We start from the raw sequence: 15915 nt of genomic DNA, 5'->3' as shown, positions 1-15915 counted from the left end.
TTGATTATTACCAATATTTATGACGGATTGATTTTAAATTTTTGATAGATGATTTCTATTTTCACTACCCTAAACTTGTGTAATAGAAATGTTGCTTTGGATTAATTGTCTATCTGTTTTTTTATTTTGGTTTTTTGTATTGCTCACTTGTTCTTTTACTGCCTTTATTGAAGCTATATTTTGATTTATGTTTATTGTAAAATGATTAAGTTAGCCTATCGTTACATACTTATAGTCATTATTTGTTACACTTATATGTGAAGTATTAATATACATATATTATTAGATAAAATATTTTTGACATTGTCTTAATTATTTATAGTTAAATATATATATCTTATTACTATTTTATTTTTACCTAAATGGTTATTATCAATTTATAATTACTTACGTGACTTTATGTATGGAAACCAAAGTAATATATTTTCTGCAAATATAGAAAACCCGTGCGATTTGCACGGGTTGATATAAGATGACTTGGTACACATATAAACTAGATGATCATACCGCCAAACAAGAAGCCGAATGAAACAGCTAATGCGACGGCAATAGTACCTGGAATAAAGAATGGGTGGTTAAAGACAAATTTACCAATACGTGTGGTACCAGTGTCATCCATTTGTACCGCTGCAACCAGTGTTGGGTAGGTCGGCAGAATAAATAAGCCAGAAACCGCAGAGAATGATGCGATAGCCGTTAATGGGCTAACATTCAACGCTAATGCCATTGGCATCAATGCTTTTGCTGTAGCGGCTTGCGAGTATAGTAAAGCTGAGCAGAAGAAGAAAATAACCGCTAACATCCAAGAGTGTTCGTGGATTAAATCCCCTGCAGTCTCTTTGATCCAGTCAATGTTGTGTTGTACGAAAGTATCGCCTAACCAAGCAACACCTAAAATACAAATACACGCACTCATACCTGCTTTAAAGGTACTTGAGTTCAAGATTGCATCAGTATTAACACGGCAAAGAATTGTAATAAGTGTAGCCACAGTCAGCATGATAATCAAAATTGCATTTGTGGTGTTCATTAATGGTGTTTCAACAATCCCTAAGCTTGGGCTATTGATGATGGCATAGCAAACAACGCCGATAACGCCGAGTAAGAATAACAATACAGAGGATTTAGCACCTGCTTTAATTTCTTTTGCTTGGCTACCACGCAGTTCAACTAAACCTTCTGCTAAACGTTTTTGGTAGATAGGGTCATCAGAGAGCTTAGAGTTGAATGTCCAAGAGATAATGAATGACATCAAAATAATTGCAAGGAATGTCGCAGGCAATAGTACACTCAGAAGTGTGATATAGCTGACGGTATTACCTGCCCCCACCATTGCTGGGTTTTCCATGACTGACGCCATATAAACCACTGCCGCTGAAATTGGTGATGCTGTGATACCTATTTGTGCTGCAACAACCGCAGTGGATAATGGACGACACGGTTTTACGCCTTGCTCTTTTGCAACTTCTGCAATAACAGGTAGCGTTGCTAAAGAGATATTTCCTGTCCCTGCGAAAAGTGTCAGGAAGTAGGTAACAATAGGTGCAAGAATGGTAATGTATTTAGGATTACGACGCAGTAATTTCTCAGTTTGAGCAACTAAGTAGTCCAGACCCCCTGCAATTTGCATTGCAGAGATTGCGGCAATAACAGCCATGATGATTGAGATAACGTCAAATGGAATGGTTCCTGGTTTTACGCCAATAGCAGCGAGTACCAGTACACCAAGGCCACCGGCAAAGCCGATACCAATCCCACCTAAACGGGCCCCCAAAAAGATGGCCAGCAGAACAATAATAAATTCTACGGCTAACATAGTGTTTACTCCTCGACAAAATGAAAATTAAAATTATGAAACTGTTATGTTAATTATTTGTGTGTGTATCAATCAAAAAAGGCACGCTTTCTATTGAGAGGCGTGCCTTTATTTTTAAGTATTATTTATGATAAACATAAAATTTTAGTCATCAAAGCGTTTTGCTTTATAAGCTGGGTGTTTTAAGTTCTCAACAGAGAAAATATCATCCAGTTCAGCTTCAGTCAGTAAGCCGCGTTCAAGAACAACTTCGCGCACGCTCTTACCGGTTTCAGCACAGATTTTACCCACGATGTCACCATTATGGTGGCCAATGAATGGGTTCAAGTAAGTAACGATACCGATGGAGTTAAATACAAACGCTTCACAGATTTCTTTGTTTACTGTAATGCCGCTAATGCATTTTTCTTGCAGATTACGACAGGCGTTGCTCATCAGAGAGATAGACTCGAACATCGCTTGGCCAATTGCAGGTTCCATTACGTTTAACTGTAATTGGCCTGCTTCAGCAGCCATCGTTACACAGATATCGTTGCCGATAACTTTAAAACAAGCTTGGTTAACCACTTCTGGAATAACAGGGTTAACTTTTGCTGGCATGATAGAAGAACCTGCTTGTAACTCAGGTAAGTTAATTTCTTTCAGACCTGCACGAGGACCGGAAGATAACAGACGTAAGTCGTTACAAATTTTAGACAGTTTCATCGCCAGACGTTTTAAGCCTGCATGAACAGTGATGTAAGCACCACAGTCAGAGGTCGCTTCGATTAAGTCTTCTGCAGGAATGCATGGTAAACCAGTCACTTCGGCTAATTTTTTAACTGCAAGCTCTGAGTAGCCAGGTGCCGTATTCAGGCCAGTACCGATAGCAGTTGCGCCTAAGTTTACTTCGAGCAGTAATTCAATGCTGCGTTTTAAGTTTTTCTCTTCTTCTTTTAAGAGAGTCGCGAAGGCATGGAATTCTTGGCCGACAGTCATTGGAACGGCATCCTGTAACTGGGTACGGCCCATTTTCAGAATGTCTTTGTATTCTTCAGCTTTAGCTTCAAAGCCTTTTTTCAGATATTCAACAGATTCAATTAACTTCAATACAGAATTGTACACTGCGATACGGAACCCCGTAGGGTAAGCATCGTTAGTGGATTGGCTTTTGTTCAGGTGGTCATTAGGGTTTAAGAATTCATATTCACCTTTTTTATGACCCATCAGTTCAAGACCGATGTTTGCAAGAACCTCGTTGGTATTCATATTCAGTGATGTGCCCGCACCACCTTGAAATACGTCAACAGGGAACTGATCCATGCATTTGCCTTCATTTAACACAACGTCACAGGCTTTGATGATGGTGTCTGCGATATTACGAGGAATAGTTTTCAGTTCTTTGTTGGCTAAAGCCGCCGCTTTTTTAACCATAACCATGCCACGAATAAATTCTGGGACATCGTTAATAGTGCGGTCGCTGATATAAAAGTTTTCAATCGCACGCAGAGTATGAACACCATAATAGGCATCGGCTGGAACTTCTTTTTTACCTAACAGGTCTTCTTCGATACGAGTATTGTTTGACATGAGAACCTTCTTAATTAGATTACAGTTACTGTCCGTTTTATGCGCTTTAAAAAATTGATACTTCGTAAAACAAAATTCACAAGCGATTAATGTTGTAAAATAAAACTTTACAAGCAATTAACACCGTATACTACGTTATCAGCATTATGATCTACTGATTTATGGGTAGATGATATGCTTTTAATCATGTGTTGCCTTGAACCTAGATCACTATATAGTTTGATTTATGCAACAGATTTTACGTTGTGTGATATTCATCACAGATAAGTATCATTAATGAAAAAAATCTGTGAGTTGAAAAGCGTTATATCTGCCCCAATTATTATGGCTATACTAAAGAAAAAAGCGAATATTGATAGTTGTCTCTTAGATGCAGTTCACAAAGGTTTCCCTAGGGGCGTAAAATAATCGATAGCTTATTGAAATAAAGGAGAACTTGTGCGCTGGTTACCACTCATTCTGATATGTATTCTCGTTTACATTGAATCCGTCATTTTTGTGCGGGTTGCATCCGAAGTGGGTGTTTTAATGACTTTGATTTTAGTTGTTTTAACATCGTGCTTAGGTGTGTCACTCGTTAAAAATCAAGGCATGAAAAATGTACTGCAAATCCAACAAAAGTTAGCGTCAGGTGAAAGCCCCGCAGCCGAAATGATCAAGAGCGTCGCACTGGTTTTAGCTGGTTTCTTGTTGATTGTGCCTGGGTTCTTTACGGATTTTATTGGCTTACTATTGTTACTTCCACCAATTCAAAAGCTTATTGTAATGCGTTTAATTCCTCATATTCGTTTTTACCAGCCGGGTTCAGGTTTTAACCAAACAGGAAATAGCGGCTTTCAACGTGGCGATACTTTTGAGGGGGAATTCCAACGTAAGCAAGATGATCCTTCTTTTACAATCGATAATTCAGATAAAACAGATTCATCGGATAAAGACGATCGCCCTAAATCATAAAACCACCCTATTTATGGGGAGATAAAAATGAAAAATTTTTTATCTCCCCCCTTGAAGTCCCTCTTCTTCGCCCCAATCTGCTCAAACATGGTACTAGTTTATTTAAGACATGCTGGTATCGTCCTTTTACCTAGTATGGACTTTATTTATAGGAGAACTATTAATGAAAATTCGTCCATTGCATGACCGTGTTATCGTTAAACGTAAAGAAGTTGAATCAAAATCTGCAGGCGGGATCGTTCTAACGGGTACTGCTGCAAGCAAATCAACTCGTGGTGAAGTTCTTGCTGTTGGCAACGGCCGCATCCTCGAAAATGGTGAAATCAAAGCACTGGATGTGAAAGTTGGCGATATCGTAATCTTTAACGATGGTTATGGCGTGAAAGCTGAAAAAATCGACAATGAAGAAGTCCTGATCATGTCCGAAAGTGACATTCTGGCAATTGTTGAAGCGTAATTTTCACTTAAAACTTCTCAACGAACGAAAAGAATTTGAAGGAAAGAGATAATGGCAGCTAAAGACGTTAAATTTGGTAGTGATGCACGTACGAAAATGCTTCGTGGTGTGAATGTTCTGGCAGACGCAGTAAAAGTGACTTTAGGTCCTAAAGGCCGTAACGTAGTTTTAGATAAATCTTTTGGTTCACCAGTTATCACCAAAGATGGTGTTTCAGTTGCACGTGAAATCGAATTAGAAGACAAATTCGAAAACATGGGCGCTCAAATGGTGAAAGAAGTTGCTTCTAAAGCTAACGACGCTGCGGGTGACGGTACAACAACTGCAACTGTATTGGCTCAAGCTATCATTACTGAAGGCTTAAAAGCGGTTGCTGCGGGTATGAACCCAATGGACCTGAAACGCGGTATCGACAAAGCAGTTGTTGCTGCAGTTGAAGAGCTGAAAGCCCTGTCTGTTCCTTGTTCAGACACTAAATCAATCGCACAGGTTGGTACTATTTCTGCAAACTCCGACGAAACCGTGGGTAAATTAATTGCAGAAGCTATGGATAAAGTCGGTAAAGAAGGCGTTATCACGGTTGAAGAAGGTACTGGTCTGGAAGATGAGCTGGATGTGGTTGAAGGTATGCAATTTGACCGCGGTTACCTGTCTCCTTACTTCATCAACAAACCAGAAACAGGTGCTGTTGAGTTAGAAAACCCATTCATCCTGTTAGTTGACAAAAAAGTATCTAACATCCGTGAGTTACTGCCGGTATTAGAAGGCGTTGCTAAAGCAAGCAAACCACTGTTAATCATCGCTGAAGATGTTGAAGGTGAAGCGCTGGCAACTCTGGTTGTTAACACCATGCGCGGTATTGTTAAAGTTGCAGCGGTTAAAGCGCCGGGCTTCGGTGACCGTCGTAAAGCAATGCTGCAAGATATCGCAATTCTGACCAACGGTACTGTTATCTCTGAAGAGATCGGTATGGAGTTAGAAAAAGCGACATTAGAAGATTTAGGTCAAGCAAAACGTATTGTTATCAACAAAGACACAACCACTATCATTGATGGTGTGGGTGAAGAATCTGCGATTGCAGGCCGTGTTGCACAAATTCGTCAACAAATCGAAGAATCTTCTTCAGACTACGACCGTGAAAAACTGCAAGAGCGTGTTGCTAAATTAGCTGGCGGTGTTGCGGTAATCAAAGTGGGCGCAGCAACTGAAGTTGAAATGAAAGAAAAACGTGCTCGTGTTGATGATGCTCTGCATGCAACTCGTGCAGCCGTTGAAGAAGGCGTTGTTGCTGGTGGTGGTACTGCACTGGTTCGTGTTGCAGCGAAACTGGAAGGCATGAAAGGTGATAACGAAGAGCAAACAGTAGGTATTCGTGTTGCTCTGCGTGCGATGGAATCGCCTATGCGCCAAATCGTCACCAACGCAGGTGAAGAAGCTTCAGTTGTTGTTAACAACGTGAAAGCATCTAAAGGTAACGAAGGTTACAACGCTGCAACTGATACTTATGGCGATATGATCGACATGGGTATCTTAGACCCAACTAAAGTCACGCGTTCTGCTCTGCAATTTGCAGCGTCTATCGCGGGTCTGATGATCACCACTGAAGCGATGATCACTGAACTGCCAAAATCAGACGCACCTGATTTAGGCGCAGCTGGTATGGGCGGCATGGGTGGAATGGGCGGTATGATGTAAGCCTTTGGCGACATCAAACTCAAGTAGTTACTAGCTCAGTTAGGACTACCCACCATAAGACCGGTATCGTTAGTGTTCCTAACGGTGCCGGTTTTTTATTGATTTTTAATTAATAAATAACTATTAATTATTGATGAAAGCAATATCTCGAAACAATGTACAATTTATGCGTTATGCGATTTATTTTTGCGTCAACGTTGCTTCGCGGGTTATATTTAACGTAAGGTAAATGGTTTGAATTCGCAAAGAATAGAGCAGGTTTTTGGTTAATTTGTGATAGACTCTATTCGGCTGGTGGTGTGCGGCAATGATGGTGCTGCATGTTAATCACCTCCTAGGTATTTCAATCAATAGGCTATTGGAACTAAAGCGATTTTCAAGCCAGCTGCAAAAACACAATGAAAAATGAGGGAAAACATGCGAATTAAAGTCTTGCTTGGTGCTGCTGCATTATTGCTTTTAGCTGGTTGTTCAACGACAACTAATTTAACTGCGGCAGGCTCACAAGTTCGTTTTGTTGAGAATCAACCTGGAAGTGATTGCCAACTTCTCGGTCAGGTTGCAGGGACTCAAAGCAACTGGTTGAGCGGTGTGAACAATGAATCTAGCTCAATGCGCAGTGCAGCTAATGATTTACGTAATAAAGCCGCGGCAATGGGCGGTAACGTGATTTTTGGTGCATCAAGCCCAAGTGAAACCGTGTTATCTAGCTTCATTCCATTAGATAGCAAAATGGTTGGCCAAGTTTATAAGTGCCCCTAAAATGAATTCATAGCGCCCAAATGGTTATTTGGGCGTTTTGCTTTCTAGTTCTGCCTTAAGTTCAGGTCAAGCAGTGTTTTACTCGGCTCTCCCCCAATTTCCCGAGCGAGCTTAGGCACTAGGTACCCTGAGACCTTACTTAATAATTGCTGTATTAATTGTCTAGCTTCAGCATCACTCACTAAAAAGTGTGCAGCGCCTTGGACTTTATCTAATACATGTAAGTAATAAGGTAAAATACCTGCATCAAATAGAGCATTACTTAAATTTATCAGGGCTGTCACGTTGTCATTAACTTGGCGCAGTAATACGCTTTGGTTTAATAATGTCACACCTGATAACTTTAGTTTTTGCATAGCATTGGTGAATGACTCGTCGATTTCGTTAGCGTGGTTAACATGTGTCACCATAATGACTTGTAACCTTGAGCTAGCAAGGCGTTTGCAGAGCGTTTCAGTGATACGTTCTGGTATCACTACAGGCAAACGAGTATGAATTCTAAGGCGTTTTATATGAGGGATTGCTTCTAATTGGCTGATGAGCCAATCGAGTTCATGGTCTTTTGCCATCAACGGATCGCCACCCGAGAAGATGATTTCATTGAGTTCGGTGTGGTTTTTTATATAATCCACAGCCATCAACCAGTTATTTTTATTTCCTTTGTTGTCTTCATAAGGAAAATGCCGGCGAAAACAGTAGCGACAGTTGACTGCACAGCCACCTTTTACCAGCAGTAATGCGCGGTTGTGGTATTTATGCAGTAAACTTGGAATTTCATTATCCTGCTCTTCTAGTGGGTCAGTAGAAAAACCTGGATGTATATCAAACTCTGCTTTTGCGGTTAATACTTGCAATAACAGAGGGTCTAGTGGATCGCCTTTTTTCATGCGGGAAATAAAGGGCATTGGAACGCGTAAGGGAAATAATTTGCGTGCCTCACTGCCTTCTTTCGATGAAAGGTGGTTTTCTAGGTTAAGTATTTGCAGCAATTCATCTGGATTAGTGATTGCTTCAGCAAGTTGTTGTATCCAGACTTCTCTGGATGAGGTATTTTGAGTTACAATATCGACCATTTTTTGGCTATGCCATTTTTAGTTTATAAATTAGAGGATCACCATGGCTACTTATAGTACCAATGAATTCCGCTCAGGTCTTAAAATCATGTTAGATGGCGAGCCTTGTGTCGTTTTAGAAAGTGAATTCGTCAAACCGGGTAAAGGTCAAGCTTTCGCACGTGTGCGTATCCGTAAACTGATTTCTAACAAACTGTTGGAAAAAACATTTAAGTCTACTGACTCTGTTGAAGCTGCTGATGTCATGGATATGAACTTAACTTACCTGTATAACGATGGTGAGTTCTGGCATTTCATGAACAACGAAACTTTCGAACAATTAGCTGCGGACGAAAAAACCGTTGGCGATAATGCGAAATGGTTAGTCGACCAAGCAGAATGTATTTTAACCCTGTGGGACGGTCGTCCTATCGCGGTTACCCCACCTAACTTTGTTGAATTAGAAATTACCGACACTGACCCTGGCCTGAAAGGTGATACCGCAGGTACAGGTGGTAAACCTGCAACACTGAGCACTGGCGCAGTGGTTAAGGTTCCTCTGTTTGTTCAGATCGGTGAAGTGATCCGTGTTGATACTCGTTCTGGTGAGTATGTTGCACGTGTAAAATAACGGTTGATCCTATACTGAATCGTTAGAAATAAAAAGCCGTGGTCGAGTGCCACGGCTTTTTTTGTCTATTTTAAGTGGCTAACAGCACTTAAAACCACCTTTGCCACCATAGCGTGCATCTTGCCGCTCTTTAAAAAACTCTTCATAGGTCATGGGAGTTTGGTCAGGATGCGTTTTTTGCATATGAGCGACGTAGTTGTCGTAATCGGGAACGCCAACCATCATTTTTGCCGCTTGACCTAAATAGCGGGCTGCTTTTCCCAGTTCTCCAAACATAAATCCTCGTCATACTTTGTGTTGTAGCGGTGTTGGCTGCTCTCGGCTACCCAAGTAACATACTGTTATGTATGCTCCTCGTTTCTCCTTTATACTTCACGCTGTTGCTGCGTTGGCTTCATTCGCTAACCCTAGTCACATACTGGAGTATGCTCCTAGGGATTATCTTCTTTGCCGCCTTGCTCCAACGTGAATTATTTTGGAGAAAGAGTATATGCCCTAAACAGTGACAAGCTTTTCCGCGAAAATCAATGATGGCGTGTATTTGCCACGATTTCTTCATAATTAGCTGGCATGGGTTCGTATGGTACTTCATTCGCAGTGGGTTGGTCAGATTTTAATGCCTTCAACGCAGTGCGGATGGAGAATAGAGCCAGTAATACCACAACAATCATAAAGAAAATAGTTAATCCTGCATCTAAGCGGTTATTGAAAATTAACTGAGTTAATTGAGATTCCGTATATTGAACTGGAATATTACCGCTATCAATCATTGCTTGGAATTTATTTGCGACAGCTAAGAAACCAACACGGGCATCTTCACTGAAGGTTTTCTCCCAGCCAGCAGTCATGGTACAGATTAACAACCATGCAGTTGGGACTAAAGCGACCCAAGCGTATCTTTGGCGCTTCATTTTGAACAGTACCACAGCACACAGCATTAATGCCATACCCGCCAACATTTGGTTCGCGATACCAAACAGCGGCCATAAGGTGTTAATACCGCCAAGTGGATCGACAACGCCTTGATGAAGGAAGTAGCCCCAAGCCAGCACACACAGGGCTGTTGCTATCAAGTTTGCGGGTAACGAATCGGTGCGTTTCAAGGAGGGAGAAACCACACCCAGTAAATCTTGCAGCATAAAGCGTGCTGCTCGAGTTCCTGCATCCACTGCGGTTAAAATAAATAATGCTTCAAATAAAATGGCGAAGTGGTACCAGAAGGCAACATTCATTAGGCCGCCAAGGGCACCGTGGAGAATATACGCCATCCCAACAGCCAGTGTTGGAGCACCGCCGGCACGTGAAATAATACTGGTTTCACCCACATCATTAGCAATGCTGTTGAGCTGTTCAGGGGTGATCTGGAAGCCCCAGCTACTGACGACTTGGGCAGCAGAAGCGACGACATCTTGTGTACCCGCAGGCGCTAGCATCGCCATCGGGCTGTTCATCGCAAAATAAACACCCGGGTCAATCACACAAGCGGCAACCAACGCCATAATTGCCACGAAAGATTCCATTAACATGCCACCATAGCCAATAAAACAAGCTTGGTTTTCATTCGCCAACATTTTTGGTGTGGTGCCTGATGAAATCAGTGCGTGGAAACCGGATACCGCACCACAAGCAATGGTGATAAATAGGAATGGGAACAAATCCCCTGCCCAAACAGGGCCTGTACCATCGATATATTTCGTCAGAGATGGCATTTGTAGATTTGGATTGAGAATTAAAATACCAATTGCCAAACCAATAATAGTCCCGATTTTTAAGAAGGTTGATAGGTAGTCACGGGGAGCAAGTAGCAACCAAACGGGTAAAACGGCAGCAACAAAGCCGTATCCCACTAACATCCAAGTAAGTTGAACACCGGTATAGTCAAAATAAGGTGCCCAAGTTTCGCTTTCAGCAACCCAACCTCCAGAGATAATGGCAAATACGAGAAAAACTAATCCAATAATAGAAACTTCACCAATGCGTCCAGGGCGTATATAACGGGTATAAATACCCATAAAAATGGCCAGTGGGATCGTGAACGCAACGGTATAAGTCCCCCATGGACTGTGAGTAAGCGCTTTTACGACAATCATGGCCAGTACGGCTAAGATGATCACCATAATCATAAAACAAGCGATTAAAGCCAACACCCCTGCGGTATTGCCCATTTCTTCTTTAACTAATTCACCCAGTGAGCGGCCGTCTCGACGTGTTGAAACAAACAGCACCATAAAGTCTTGTACGGCACCCGCTAGGACAACCCCGGCAAGTAGCCAAAGCATACCGGGTAAATATCCCATTTGCGCCGCAAGTACAGGGCCGACAAGTGGGCCAGCTCCTGCGATAGCAGCAAAGTGGTGGCCAAATAATACTTTTTTATCTGTTGGTACGTAATCTAAGCCATCGTTATGACGAATTGCTGGTGTCATACGAGTTGCATCAACTTGGAGCACTTTTTTAGCAATAAAAAGCCCGTAATATCGGTATGCAATCAGATAAATACACACGGCGGCAACAACGATCCACAGGGCATTAATCTGTTCACCTCGATTTAAGGCGATGTAACCCAGTGAAAAAGCACCAAGTAATGCGAGCACAATCCATATTAATTGTTTACCCATAGCCATCCCCATCTGTTCAGTTGATTACTTTTTGTTATTTGTTTAAGTAAAACTGAGAAAGATATAACCAGACTTAAGTCAAAGAAAAAGTAGCTAAACCGATACACCCAATTGAGATTTGAGATAAATTTCATAATTGTAGGCAGTATCACTAATTTAGGATTATTTATTGGATTTTATTTGGTTTTGAACTAGCAGTTATCTATTGAATTGGTTTTTTATCTTGATTTATTGTTGATTTTGAAATTAATGACTATTGATGTATTTTTCTCTATGATGGGATAAATAAAGGTAGGGTAAATAATCGAAAGTTAAAAAACCTTCGATTATTAATGGGTTAACTAGGAATGTCTTAATTTTTGAATTATTTTTTTACCAAAAAGTGTAGTAATTAGGCCAAACATGATTAAAACAAGGCCAGTAACTTGTACGCCATTAATGTGCTCATCAAGAAATAATGCACTACTGCTTAAACCAAAGACGGGAACTAACAATGAAAAAGGAGCAACTCGCCACGCTTCATAGCGGCCAAGTAAGACTCCCCAGATCCCATAGCCGACAAATGTTGATAAGTAAGCTAAATAGATAATGACACCAAAGACTGACCAGTTAAAACTGAATAGCCCTTCTATAATTGCTTCTTCACCTTCTAATATCCATGAACTAATTAAAAATGGGATGATTGGGATAAGTGCACTCCAACTGACTAAAGATAGGGCACTGCATTTCTCTGAGCCTTCCTGTTTCATAATAATTCTATTGGTGATATTACCACAAGCCCATGATAATCCTGCAATTAAAGTAAATGCTAACCCGAGCAATGGGATATCATCTAGCCCACCGGAAGTGGCGCCATTGGCTAACACCGTCAGCCCTGCAATCGCGATAAACATACCAATAAAGTGGGTTGGCTGTAATGATTCCTTTAAAATCATTGCGCCAAGTAATAGGGTAAAGAAAGCTTGGGATTGCAATATGACAGAGGTTATACCCGCAGGCATACCAACTCGAATAGCACAAAATAAGAAGGCGAATTGACCAAAGCTAATCGTTAGCCCATAGAGAAGCAATAATTTGAATGGAATTTTAGGGCGTCTAAAAATAAAAATAGCGGGAAAGGCTACAAACATGAAGCGTAATGCGCCTAATAATAATGGCGGAAGTGCGGTCACGCCGAGTTTAATTATAACGAAGTTAACACCCCAAATAACCACGACACAAAGGGCGAGTAAGATGTCTCTGAGACTCATGCTATTTTCTCGATGAACTTGCCAGATAAGAGACCTACTTTACCTGCGTATAATTTTGAGTGCGATGGTTATGATGCTTAATTATAAAATACAGTATAAAAATGTTAAATATTATTGTTAATTTGCACTTATTTGTTATTTTTGGTTGTTTGAGTCTGGGTCTGTGAATGTTTATAATGTGTTCTCACATCACACGTATTCAGGACGACCTGAAAAACGTCATTTAATTATGGGGACGGCCCCAAGTATTTAACGGGAGTAACCAGCAATGGCCTGGATTATCCTTTTATTTGCAGGTTTATTAGAAGTGGTATGGGCTGTTGGCTTAAAATATACCCACGGTTTTACCCGTTTAACACCAAGTATCATCACTATTATCGCTATTATTGCGAGTATGGGGCTATTGGCTTATGCCATGCGTGATTTGCCTGTCGGCACGGCTTATGCGATTTGGACCGGTATTGGTGCTGTGGGTACGGCAATTGTTGGGATTATTTTCCTTGGGGAATCAGCGAATATGTTTCGCTTATTAAGCCTTGCCTTGATTATTACAGGGCTAATTGGTTTAAAAGTATCAAGTTAGCTTTCAAATTAAGCATTTTTTAATTAAAAATGAATAATAAGCGGGTGACAGAGAAAGTTACCCGCTTTTTTTGATATTTTGGGGGACATAGAGAAAACAATTCTTATGTTATTTTTCGTTATAACGCGATGGCCAAATTTCAGATGGTGCAACACCCAAAAACTCGGCAATAATGCGCTCTCCTTTTGGCCAGCGTCTTGATAGGGCGTTATTTAATGTTGATGAGTTTAACCCTGCTGAACGTGATATTTGTGAAAGAGAAGAACCTTTTTTCTTTATTGCTGCAATAATATCAGCCGAGTGCCAATCTTGTTTCATATGATCTCCAATAGTTAATATATAAATATAATTTAAATTATTTTAATGAACTGTAATTCAATTGAGATATAAAGATAAAAAAATAATTCTTAATTTTGAATACCTTTAAATTTTGGCCTTTGAATATTTATTTTTATGTGTTAAAGATATAGATTCAACGTTTTTATTATATTTATTTTTATTTAAATAACTAAAAGGTGATTTTTATGGATATAGAAAATAATAGGATGGAAAAAATAAGTGCTAGTGTGAAATTAGACCTATGTAATTATTTTAATTGGAATGATATTGATGTTAATTATAATATTATTGATATTGATGAAAAAAAGATATATGCATTGTCAAGCGACTATGAATGGCAATTAATTTATTGGCATCATGATATGGATTTATCATTAAAAGAACGGTTATTTGCGGGTGTTCAATATTGGAGTAATTATTCAGATGCATACCAGAAAATTTTAACCAAATTAGATAAAGGAAATAAAAAAATTGATTTTTGCAATAGATACAATAATTTATTTGAGATATTTTCACTCAATGCGAACCATAAAGTCCCATATGATCATTTATTTTCATTATATCGATGGCGTTCAATAGTTTCTGAATATGCATATGAAAAATGGTCTGAAAATAAAACGGTTGCATTACCGTTACGCCAAAAAATTGAATTAGACGAAACCGCACCTATTATTTTCAGGGGTAATGAAACCTCTAATTATATACGTTTTGGGCAGTTGTCATTTTCAAATAAAGAAGTATTAACCATCCGTTTGTTGCTTTCCCACCGAAATATAAATGAAATTAGCCGTATTCAAGGCTGTTCGGAGGAGGACGAATATATAAGGGTTAACAATATCAAAAAAAAATTAAACTGTGAAATGGCATCTCAAAAGGAATGTTTTTCGGTAATGAAAGATCATGGGATTACATTAGCAAGCTTAGAAAAATTAATGCCTATTAATTAATTTAACTATTGGTTTTCTATAGGGATATGGGATCATTTTATGAAATGGAAATTACGTTTTGGCGCTGTGGTTGGGAATTCTCTTGAGTTTTATGATTTTGCAATTTTTGCTGCGATTTCATCATATTTAAGTGCAGAATTAACTCGCTTAGGTTATCAGCAAGCAACGGAGCTGGTGTGGGGTATTTTTGCTTTACGCTTTCTTATACGGCCACTAGGTGGGTATGTGATTGGCCGTTATGCAGATAAAGTCGGTAAAAATCCGGCCATGATTTTGGTCAGTATTCTTACCGGTAGTGCAACATTATGTATGGCATTTCTGCCTATTGAACTCTTAGGGGTATATACGCCTTTAGCCATCTTATTTCTTCAAATGTTGTTATCTTTTAGTTATGCGGGTGAAAGCCCATCACTGTCTACCTATTTATATAAAGACTCTAAACCCCAAGAACGAGGTAGAATTTCGGCGTTGTTAACCGGAAGTGCGGTTGTTGGTGTTATTGGCTCACTAGGGGTCGTGTTCATTCTCGAAAATATATTAGACCCTGAAACCATGCAAAGGGTGGGGTGGCGGATACCACTACTATTAGGTCTAGGTAATATACTGATCTGTTTTTGGTTTCGCTATCGCTTACCAGACCAACCCATTGAGTATGATGGGCGCCAAAAAATAGATTGGCTTAAGGTATTTAATATTTTACTGGTTGTTATTCCTGGGTCGGTTATTTTTTATACCTTAAATTTTTCATCTTCGTTTTTACTTAAAGAGTTAGAACTCGAAGAATTTAAAAGTATATATTCAATGATATCATCAACTTTATTATTGATTTTAATGGCAATAGTTGGCTGGTTAACCGATAAATACAGTTACGCTGAACGGGTTTTTAACTTAGGGGTAAAGCTTGCTGCCATACTATCAATTCCTATTTATTACCTAATGTCGACTAAGGTTTTATCATTAGTACTTATCTCTCAATCGTCAATTATTATTATTTCAGCAATGGTTTTATGTAATTGGAATTATGCTGTGGCAAAACCCGCCAATGGACAAGTTACAACCTTAAGTATGGGATACAATCTTGCATCGACGATTATAGGAGGGGTAACGCCTTTAATTATCAATTATTTAGTCCTCATTGATGTTTCCTTGGTTGGTGTTTTTGTTTCGTTGAGTTCGTTAACTCTATTTGTTTCATTGTTATTGAGTAAAAAACAAAGGTTATTAACTATTTAAATGTAAGGG

Annotated in this window: 15 protein-coding genes; 8 read left to right on the top strand and 7 right to left on the bottom strand. The window is 39.7% G+C overall.

The window, feature by feature from the left end:
* Window positions 1-493 precede the first annotated feature (493 nt).
* Both M1E86_RS16765 and aspA read right to left on the bottom strand, forming a co-directional pair.
* Window positions 494-1816, bottom strand: a complete 1323-nt coding sequence (locus M1E86_RS16765) for an anaerobic C4-dicarboxylate transporter (protein WP_125890511.1) — start codon at window positions 1814-1816, stop codon at window positions 494-496.
* Between the two features lie 144 nt (window positions 1817-1960).
* Window positions 1961-3385 (bottom strand): aspartate ammonia-lyase, encoded by a 1425-nt coding sequence (gene aspA / locus M1E86_RS16760; RefSeq protein WP_213914258.1) that lies wholly within the window; start codon window positions 3383-3385, stop codon window positions 1961-1963.
* Window positions 3386-3823: 438 nt separating this feature from the next.
* Between aspA and M1E86_RS16755 the strand changes: the two genes are divergently transcribed.
* From M1E86_RS16755 to M1E86_RS16740, 4 genes are all read left to right on the top strand, one after another.
* The gene (locus tag M1E86_RS16755; RefSeq protein WP_125890509.1) at window positions 3824-4339 is read left to right on the top strand and encodes an FxsA family protein; all 516 of its coding nucleotides are present in this window, start codon (window positions 3824-3826) and stop codon (window positions 4337-4339) included.
* Window positions 4340-4502: 163 nt separating this feature from the next.
* Window positions 4503-4796 (top strand): co-chaperone GroES, encoded by a 294-nt coding sequence (locus M1E86_RS16750; RefSeq protein WP_004908085.1) that lies wholly within the window; start codon window positions 4503-4505, stop codon window positions 4794-4796.
* 51 nt (window positions 4797-4847) lie between these two features.
* On the top strand, window positions 4848-6491 hold the full coding sequence (gene groL / locus M1E86_RS16745; RefSeq protein WP_125890508.1) for a chaperonin GroEL: 1644 nt from the start codon (window positions 4848-4850) through the stop codon (window positions 6489-6491).
* A 417-nt stretch (window positions 6492-6908) separates the two neighbouring features.
* Window positions 6909-7253, top strand: coding sequence for a DUF4156 domain-containing protein (locus M1E86_RS16740; protein ID WP_004908089.1), 345 nt, complete (start codon window positions 6909-6911; stop codon window positions 7251-7253).
* Between the two features lie 44 nt (window positions 7254-7297).
* Here the strand turns inward: M1E86_RS16740 and epmB are convergent, their stop codons facing one another.
* Window positions 7298-8326, bottom strand: coding sequence for an EF-P beta-lysylation protein EpmB (epmB, locus tag M1E86_RS16735; protein ID WP_125890507.1), 1029 nt, complete (start codon window positions 8324-8326; stop codon window positions 7298-7300).
* Between the two features lie 43 nt (window positions 8327-8369).
* Here epmB and efp point away from each other — a divergent pair, with 43 nt between their 5' ends.
* Window positions 8370-8936: an elongation factor P gene (gene efp, locus M1E86_RS16730; RefSeq protein ID WP_125890506.1), complete on the top strand. Its 567-nt coding sequence runs from the start codon at window positions 8370-8372 to the stop codon at window positions 8934-8936.
* A 78-nt stretch (window positions 8937-9014) separates the two neighbouring features.
* Here the strand turns inward: efp and M1E86_RS16725 are convergent, their stop codons facing one another.
* The 3 genes from M1E86_RS16725 to M1E86_RS16715 all read right to left on the bottom strand — a co-directional run bounded on the left by M1E86_RS16725 (window position 9015) and on the right by M1E86_RS16715 (window position 12804).
* Window positions 9015-9212 carry a YbdD/YjiX family protein gene (locus M1E86_RS16725; protein ID WP_004258665.1) on the bottom strand — a complete coding sequence of 66 codons (198 nt, stop codon included), beginning with the start codon at window positions 9210-9212 and terminating at the stop codon, window positions 9015-9017.
* A gap of 248 nt (window positions 9213-9460) precedes the next feature.
* Window positions 9461-11554, bottom strand: coding sequence for a pyruvate/proton symporter CstA (cstA, locus tag M1E86_RS16720; protein WP_102138006.1), 2094 nt, complete (start codon window positions 11552-11554; stop codon window positions 9461-9463).
* 341 nt (window positions 11555-11895) lie between these two features.
* Window positions 11896-12804, bottom strand: coding sequence for an EamA family transporter (locus tag M1E86_RS16715; RefSeq protein WP_213914260.1), 909 nt, complete (start codon window positions 12802-12804; stop codon window positions 11896-11898).
* Between the two features lie 268 nt (window positions 12805-13072).
* On the opposite strand from M1E86_RS16715, the gene sugE reads away from it, so the two are divergent.
* Window positions 13073-13387, top strand: coding sequence for a quaternary ammonium compound efflux SMR transporter SugE (gene sugE, locus M1E86_RS16710; RefSeq protein WP_125890504.1), 315 nt, complete (start codon window positions 13073-13075; stop codon window positions 13385-13387).
* A gap of 108 nt (window positions 13388-13495) precedes the next feature.
* Here the strand turns inward: sugE and M1E86_RS16705 are convergent, their stop codons facing one another.
* Window positions 13496-13705, bottom strand: coding sequence for a helix-turn-helix domain-containing protein (locus M1E86_RS16705; RefSeq protein ID WP_004908101.1), 210 nt, complete (start codon window positions 13703-13705; stop codon window positions 13496-13498).
* A 206-nt stretch (window positions 13706-13911) separates the two neighbouring features.
* Between M1E86_RS16705 and M1E86_RS16700 the strand changes: the two genes are divergently transcribed.
* Together M1E86_RS16700 and M1E86_RS16695 are read left to right on the top strand one after the other, a co-directional pair.
* Window positions 13912-14673, top strand: a complete 762-nt coding sequence (locus tag M1E86_RS16700) for a hypothetical protein (protein ID WP_213914261.1) — start codon at window positions 13912-13914, stop codon at window positions 14671-14673.
* Between the two features lie 39 nt (window positions 14674-14712).
* The gene (locus tag M1E86_RS16695; RefSeq protein ID WP_426099161.1) at window positions 14713-15906 is read left to right on the top strand and encodes an MFS transporter; all 1194 of its coding nucleotides are present in this window, start codon (window positions 14713-14715) and stop codon (window positions 15904-15906) included.
* The last annotated feature ends 9 nt before the right edge of the window (window positions 15907-15915 follow it).

It is taken from the genome of Providencia sp. PROV200 (assembly GCF_049901995.1).
Taxonomy (GTDB): Bacteria; Pseudomonadota; Gammaproteobacteria; order Enterobacterales; family Enterobacteriaceae; genus Providencia; species Providencia rettgeri_E.
This window is presented reverse-complemented; position numbering and strand designations above follow the sequence as displayed.